Annotated in this window: 8 protein-coding genes and 1 pseudogene; 4 read left to right on the forward strand and 5 right to left on the reverse strand. The window is 67.3% G+C overall.

Annotation, left to right across the window (positions count from 1 at the left end; genetic code table 11):
• Window positions 1-49: 49 nt before the first annotated feature.
• Window positions 50-661, forward strand: a complete 612-nt coding sequence (locus H2037_RS05435; RefSeq protein WP_292118726.1) for a TIGR02466 family protein — start codon at window positions 50-52, stop codon at window positions 659-661.
• On the opposite strand, the gene H2037_RS05440 is transcribed toward H2037_RS05435, so the two are convergent.
• Window positions 658-1,263, reverse strand: a complete 606-nt coding sequence (locus H2037_RS05440) for a TetR/AcrR family transcriptional regulator (protein ID WP_292118728.1) — start codon at window positions 1,261-1,263, stop codon at window positions 658-660. The two genes, H2037_RS05435 and H2037_RS05440, sit on opposite strands and share 4 nt — an antisense overlap.
• A 103-nt stretch (window positions 1,264-1,366) precedes the next feature.
• Between H2037_RS05440 and H2037_RS05445 the strand changes: the two genes are divergently transcribed.
• Complete coding sequence (locus H2037_RS05445; RefSeq protein ID WP_292118731.1) at window positions 1,367-2,110, forward strand: 3-oxoacyl-ACP reductase family protein; 744 nt, start codon at window positions 1,367-1,369, stop codon at window positions 2,108-2,110.
• A gap of 24 nt (window positions 2,111-2,134) precedes the next feature.
• Here H2037_RS05445 and H2037_RS05450 read toward each other — a convergent pair whose 3' ends face one another.
• Complete coding sequence (locus H2037_RS05450; protein ID WP_292118733.1) at window positions 2,135-3,388, reverse strand: ectonucleotide pyrophosphatase/phosphodiesterase; 1,254 nt, start codon at window positions 3,386-3,388, stop codon at window positions 2,135-2,137.
• Between the two features lie 99 nt (window positions 3,389-3,487).
• Between H2037_RS05450 and H2037_RS05455 the strand changes: the two genes are divergently transcribed.
• Together H2037_RS05455 and H2037_RS05460 are read left to right on the forward strand one after the other, a co-directional pair.
• The gene (locus tag H2037_RS05455) at window positions 3,488-4,429 is read left to right on the forward strand and encodes an ABC transporter ATP-binding protein (protein ID WP_292118736.1); all 942 of its coding nucleotides are present in this window, start codon (window positions 3,488-3,490) and stop codon (window positions 4,427-4,429) included.
• A complete protein-coding gene (locus H2037_RS05460) occupies window positions 4,419-5,276 on the forward strand; it encodes a hypothetical protein (RefSeq protein ID WP_292118739.1) in 858 nt (285 codons plus the stop codon). The genes H2037_RS05455 and H2037_RS05460 overlap by 11 nt, the downstream gene beginning before the upstream one ends.
• On the opposite strand, the gene H2037_RS05465 is transcribed toward H2037_RS05460, so the two are convergent.
• The 3 genes and pseudogenes from H2037_RS05465 to H2037_RS05475 form a co-directional block, all read right to left on the reverse strand.
• Entirely contained in the window at window positions 5,255-6,184 is a 930-nt protein-coding gene (locus tag H2037_RS05465) for a LysR substrate-binding domain-containing protein (protein WP_292118742.1), read from the reverse strand. The two genes, H2037_RS05460 and H2037_RS05465, sit on opposite strands and share 22 nt — an antisense overlap.
• 173 nt (window positions 6,185-6,357) lie before the next feature.
• Entirely contained in the window at window positions 6,358-6,816 is a 459-nt protein-coding gene (locus tag H2037_RS05470; protein ID WP_292118745.1) for a GNAT family N-acetyltransferase, read from the reverse strand.
• 94 nt (window positions 6,817-6,910) lie between these two features.
• Window positions 6,911-7,042: pseudogene (locus H2037_RS05475) on the reverse strand (50S ribosomal protein L17); the annotation flags it as partial.

Raw genomic sequence — 7,042 nt, forward strand, 5'->3', positions numbered from 1 at the left:
CAAAGACGGGGGAGTTTCCGTCGCCCTCGCCTTCCGCTATCCCCCCTCCATGTCCCTGCGCCCCCTCTTCGTCACCCAGGTCTATGAAGCCTCTCTCGCGGAGAGCCGAGGCTGGGCGGAGTTGAATCAACAGCTGATCGACGTCGTCCGCATGATGGCCGAGGAGGACGCGGCCGGCCGACGCTGGTGCCGCGACAACGCCTATCGCGGCTACACCTCCTACGCCTCGTTGAACGACCTGCCCCTGCGTTTTCCGGAGTTCGCCGATCTGAAACGTCATCTGGACCGGCACGCCGTCGCCTACGCCAAGGCGCTGAACTTCGATCTGGCCAGAAAGCCCCGGCTGGACAATCTGTGGGTCAATATCCTGAAGCCCGGCGGCGGCCATACCGGCCATATCCACCCCCATGCCTTCCTGTCGGGCACCGTCTATGTTGAGGTTCCCGACGGCGCTTCGTCGCTGAAGCTGGAAGACCCGCGCCTGCCCTTCATGATGGCGCGCCCCTCGGTCTGCGACGACGCCTCCGAAGCCGAACGCCCGTTCGTCTACCTGACGCCGCGCGCGGGCACGGTCCTGATGTGGGAAAGCTGGCTGCGCCACGAGGTCCCGACCAATCAGGCCAAGTCCGACCGCATCTCGATCAGCTTCAACTACGCCTAAGCCTGGCGCGTCAGCGGCTCCCAAGCCGCCATGGCCGCATCGACCAGCTTCTGCAGATCCGTCTCGGTCACGCCCTCGCGCGCTTGCAGACTCATGCCCTGGTGCACGGCCACATAGAAACGGGCCATAGCCTCCAGGTCGGCGGCCTCTGAAATCTCTCTCTCCGCCTGACCGCGTTTCAGACGCTCCAGAAACGTCGTCAGGCCCGCCCCTCGCCGCGCGGCCATCTCGGCGCAGAGTTCGGCGCCCAGGTCGTCGGGCTGCGCCGCGCTCAGCGAGGCCATGCAGCCGGCTGGCTGCCCTGGCTGCGTCATGACGCGCGCCGCCTCCCGCAGCACCGCCTCCACGCTGCCCCGCGCCGTCGGCTGCTCGAGTTGGGCCCAGACGCGACCGCCCGAGGTGGCGATGTAGCGATCCATCGCCTCGCGATAGAGATCGGCCTTGCCGCCGAAAGCCGCATAGAGGCTGGGCGCGGCGATACCCATGGCCTGGGTCAGTTCCGCCACGGACGCGCCCGCATAGCCGCGCGCCCAGAACAGCTCCATGGCCTTCTGCAGAGCTTGATCGCGATCGAAACTGCGGGGGCGTCCACGTTCGGACACAGGTATTCTCCTTTTTTTTAGCGATCGATAGATAAGCCCCTTGCGGCGGCCGGACAACGCACCACCTTTTTTGTATCGATCACTACAAATAAGGTTCTCTCGCATGTCCCTTCCCCTTTCCGGCAAACGCGCCCTCGTCACTGGCGCCAGCCGAGGCATCGGCGCCGCCATCGCACGCAGGCTGGCCGCGGACGGCGCCGATGTGGCGATCACCTATGAGAAGTCCGCCGACAAGGCCGAGAGCCTGGCCGCCGAACTGCGCGCGCTGGGCCGCAAGGCCGTCGCCGTCCAGGCCGACGCAGGTTCGACGGAGGGCGCCAATGCCGCCGTGGACGGCGCGGTCGCGGGCCTGGGCGGGATCGACATCCTGGTCAACAACGCCGGGGTCGCGCGCATGGGCGATTTCGCCGAACAGCCGCTCGAGGACATCGACGCCCTGTTGAACGTCAATGTGCGCGGTGTCCTTCTGACCACACAGGCGGCGCTGAAACATATCCCTGACGGCGGCCGGATCATCACGATCGGCAGCAATGTCGGCCAACGCGTCCCCTTCGGCGGCCTGACCGTCTATTCGGCGTCCAAGTCGGCCCTCGAATCCTTCAATCGCGGCCTCGCCCGTGAACTGGGTCCGCGCGCCATCACGGTCAATATGGTCCGCCCCGGCCCGATCGATACCGACATGAACCCGGCCGACGGCCCGCTGGCCCCCGCCGTTTTGCCTTCGGTCGCCGTGGGCCGTTACGGGCGAGGCGAGGAAGTCGCCGCCGCCGTCGCCTTCCTGGCCAGCCCTGACGCCGGCTTTATCACCGGCGACGGCATCCTGGTGGACGGCGGCGCCAACGCCTGATCTGAAGGAACGAGGCGGCGGCGGTCAGTTCTCCGTCGCCGCCAGCGTATCCTCGACCCGGCCGTCGCCCTTCGGCGCCGTGACGCCCAGCATTCGGGCGATGAAGGGCTGGACGTCGACGCTGTCGAGATCGGTCAGACGACGGCCGGCGACCACGCCGGGCCCGTGGACGATGAAGAGGGCCTGCATCTCGGGCGCCTGGTTGTCATATCCGTGTGCGCCGCCGGGGCGAGCGACCGGCCGGTCGCGGGTCGCCGCCAGCCATCCGGTCTCGATCAGACAGACGATCTGGGCCACGCGCGGGTTGGAGCCGTACACCAGCCGCGCGGGGACGTCGGCCTTGTTCCAGCATTCCATATGGGGGTGGCGACCGACCAGTTTCTGCTGCACCTCGGTCTCGCGGCCCGGCGCGGCATCGGTGGTCAGGACCGCGCCGGAGTAGCCGATCCGCAGCGCGGCCGGGTCTATGATGTCGTCGATCCACACCACCCGGTCCGGCGAGGTCGCGGCCATGCCGTGGTCGGATGTCAGGACCAGCAGTGTGCGTTCAAAGAGCCCCCTCGCCTTCAGTCCCTCGACCAGCCGACCGATGGAGGCGTCGACCGAGGCCGCAGCGGCGCGGGTTTCACGCCCTTCGGGTCCGTAGCGGTGGCCGGCGGTGTCGACGATGTCGAAATAGAGGGTCTCCAGCTTCGGCCGCTCCGCCGCCGGCAGGTCCAGCCAGGACAGGACGCGGTCCACGCGGGCGTCGCCCGGCATCGACTGGTCGAAGGGAACCCACTGGCTGGGTCGAACCCCGTGGATCTCGACCTCGGAGCCTGGCCAGAACATGGTCCCGGTGCGGATTCCCGCCTTTTCCGCCGTGACCCAGATCGGCTCGGCCTGATCCCAGAAGCCGCTTTCCTTGCTGGCCATGGTGAAGACGCCCAGCTGAGCGTCGGTGAAGCGGTTGCCGACGATTCCGTGGTGGTCCGGATGCAGGCCCGTCACCAGCGTATAATGGTTGGGGAAGGTCACGCTTGGGAAGGACGGACGCATGGGGCCAAAGGCGCCCCCAGCCACAAGACCGTCCATGACCGGCGTCGCCCCCTGCCCCAGATAGTCCGGGCGGAAGCCGTCAATGGAGACCAGGATCACCAGATCCGGACGCCCCGTCTGAACCGGGGACGAGGAGACGGCCACCGGGGCGACCGGCGGAGTCTCTACCGCCGGAGCGGCGCAGGCGGCGGCGAACAGCGCGAGAGCCAGAGGCCAAGAGCGATGCAGGGGGCGGGACAAAGGCGAACTCCGAAGCGACACGGAACCATTGCCTAAACTTAATGGACGACAGCCGCGCGACGACTTGTGGGAACGGCGTTCTCGCGCCAAGCTTGCATCATGGAAACCGTCATCGAGATACAAGGCCTCACCAAGACCTATGGGACGGTGAAGGCCCTGGACGGCCTGACCCTCTCGATCCCACGCGGCGGGGTCTATGGCATTCTCGGCCCCAACGGCGCCGGCAAGTCGACCCTGTTCCGTACCCTGCTGGGCCTGATCAGACCGACCGAAGGCACGGCCACGGTCATGGGCGGGCGGATCGGCGATCCGGCGGCGACGCGCCGCATGGGCTCGATGATCGAGACCCCGCGCTTCCCTCCTTTCATGACCGCGCGCCAGGTTCTGGTCTGGCTAAGCCACGCCCACGGCGGCGTGCCGGCCGCCGAGATCGAGGCTTGGCTGACGCGCGTCGGCTTGGCCGAGGCGGCGAACCGCCGGGTGCGCGGCTTCTCGGTCGGCATGTTGCAGCGACTGGGCGTGGCGGCGGCCCTGATGACCAAGCCCGACCTCGTCATCCTCGATGAACCGACCAGCGGCATGGACCCGCCCGGCATCCAGGAGATGCGAGCCCTGATCCGCAGCCTGGCCGACAACGATGGTGTCACCGTCATTCTGGCCAGTCACCAGTTGCAAGAGGTCCAGCGCGTCTGCGACCGCGTCGCCATCTTCAATAAGGGCAAGGTGATCACCGAGGGCCGGGTCTCCGACCTCACCGCATCCGGCGAACGGCTGCGCTTGTCGGTCACGCCCCTGGCCAAGGCGATGGCGCTGCTGGGCGATCGGGCCAGCCTGGACGGCGACGCCCTGATGGCCGCCGTGCCGCGCGCCGAGGCCGCCGCCGTCATCCGCGCCCTGGTCGAGGGCGGCGTCGACATCGACGAAGCCCGCTGGGTCGGCGCCGATCTCGAGGACGTGTTCATGAGCGAAACCGGATGGACCGGCGTGAAGAGCGTTTCCGTTACGGGCGCTTCTGTTCAGGGAGGCGACTATGCTGGCTGACGCGCTCAAGTCCGAAGCCTATCGCCTGTCCAAGAACCGCGTCGCGGTGTTCTGCAGCGTGCTTCTGACACCCCTGTTGTTCGCCTTCGGGGGGCTGTTCTACCACATCATGGTCAAGTCCAAGGGCGACGCCCTCGCGGCCAAGGCCAACCTGCCCGCCGCCGTCGGAAACCAGCCGGTAAACCTCGCCGAGAGTTTCGAATTCGCCGCAAGCAACGGAGCCAACGGCGTCCTGCTGGTCTTCATGCTACTGGCGGCGGCGGCGGTCTACGCCGGCGACTATCGTTGGGAGACCTGGCGGTTGATCAGCGCCCGAAACGGCCGGCCCTGGCTGCTGCTGGGCAAGATCGGGGTGATGAAGGTTCTCGCCATGATCGCCATGCTGGCCATGCTGGTCGCCGCCTTCGCCTTCCATCTGTCCGAAGCCCTGGTGGCCGGTCGCCCGATAAGCTTCGACCTGTCCGACTTCGAGCTGGGCCGTTTCCTGCTGCTGTGGCTGCTGTCCTATATCCGCATCGTCCAGTACGGGCTGATCGCGCTGCTGGCGGCGGTGGTCAGTCGATCGCTGCTGGCCGCCCTGTTCGTGCCCTGGGCCCTGGGATTCGCCCAATCCATCCTCGGCGGACCGCTGCTGCCCCTGATCGGATGGGAGCCCAGCGACTGGGCCGCCCAGCTGCTGCTGCCGGGCCTCGCCTATGACAGCCTGAAGGCCGCTGTCGCTCCCGCCGGCCAGCCCCTGCCCGAAGGCGTGGTGCTGAAGGCTATCGTCAGCCTGATCCTATGGAGCCTCGTACCCGTCCTCGCGGCCATCGCCTGGTTCCAGCGTCAGGATTTGTCGAAGGAATGAACAGGCGGCGGAGGGCTTCGTTCGCCCTCAGCCACCAGCCAGTCGCGAAACGCGTCCACCGCCGTATCCCTGCGCCCCTCGGGTCGCAGGAAGGCGAACCAGGATGGTCGCTCCACAAAGCCGAAGGGCGCCGCCAGACGCCCCGCGATGACATCCGGCGCGACAAAGGCCCAGGGCGCGATGGCCACGCCCATGCCGGATACCGCGGCCTCGACCATCGAATGATTATGGGCGAACTCCCGCTCCACCGTCGCCGCGGGCAGGTTCAGACCCATTAGCTCGGCCCAGGCCGACCAGGCCCGCCGGAAGGTGGCCGAGCGTAGCCGGGGCGCCTCGCTCAGGGCGGAAAGCGTCGGCAAGGTCGCCATCAGATTCGGCGCGCCGACGGGGCCTTGATACTGAGGCATGAAGCGGGTGGCTTCGGCCCTTGGATGAAGTTCATCCGATTCGATGATGCGGATGGCGCCGTCGAACCGATCACGGCGATAGTCGACCGACTGGTAGGATTCCGACAGCCTAACCCGCACCTCCGGGTGCGCCTCCAGAAAGCCCGGCAGACGGGGGATCAACCATTTCAGCGCGAAGGTGCCCAGACAGGAAATCTCGATCTCGCGGGCCTCGCCCTGTCGCGTCGTCTGGACCGCATTGATTATGGAGCTGAAGGCGGGTGTCAGGCGCTCGGCCAGCTGAACGCCCGCGTCGGTCAACATAAGGGCGTGACGAGGGCCCGAAACCAGAACCACGCCCAAGGACGCTTGCAGGGCCGCGATCTGGCGGCTGACGGCGCCGTGGGTGACGCACAGTTCGGCGGCGGCGCGGGTCATGCTTCCATGACGGGCGAAGGCCTCGAAGGTGCGCAAGGCGTTCAGCGGAGGTAGCGCGGCGGACTTGATGTGACTTCCCCTCACAGACCTCCGCCCTCCTAATCGATTTCGACGTTCGAGGAAATCGGCTCCAACCCAGCCATGCCATTTCTCGATCCGCCCCCACGCCCGCCTCGCCGCACCCCATTGGACAAGATCGCCTACGGCCTGTGCATATTTCTCATCTGGATCCTGGCCCTAAGCGAAGTCTTCGCCCGCTAGAGACGCTTCTCCATGAAGACGTCGGCGCGGGCGTAGGGGGTCGGGCGGGCTGGCAGGTGGACGAAGCCGAAGCTTTCGTACAGGGCGATGGCGGGGGTCAGGGCGCTGTTGGTTTCGAGATAGAGCAGCGCCGCCCCCGCTTGCCGCGCGGCCTCCTCGCAGGCCTGAAGCAGACGCCGCGCCAGGCCCAGGCCGCGCGCGGCGGGCGTGACGGTCATCTTCGACACCTCGAAGCCGTCGGGGATACGGATCAGGGCGCAGCAACCGACCGCTTCCCCTTCCCGCTCGGCGATGAAGATTCGGCCGCCGTCCGCGATGAAGACCCCATGCGGATCGTCGATGGAGCGCCGGTCCTTGGCCTCGATGGCGAAGCCGCCTTCGGTCAGCCAGGCTTCGTTCAGCCGCGCCCAGGCGGCGGCGTGGTGGGGGCGGTAATCGACGATGGCGACGGACATGGCCGCCTCTTGCCCCATGTCTCGACAAAGCAAAAGGGCGGCCGGATCGCTCCGGGCGCCCTTTCGGCGTTCAGTCTTGTCGAAAACGCGAGGCTCAGGCCTCGCCGTCGCCTTCATAGGCCATGACCGGACCGGAGTCCTTGCCCTTGGCTTCGACGTCGCGATCGACGAACTCGATCACGGCCATCGGGGCGTTGTCGCCGTGGCGGAAGCCGGCCTTCATGAT

The sequence above is a fragment of the Brevundimonas sp. genome (assembly GCF_013912065.1).
GTDB lineage: Bacteria > Pseudomonadota > Alphaproteobacteria > Caulobacterales > Caulobacteraceae > Brevundimonas.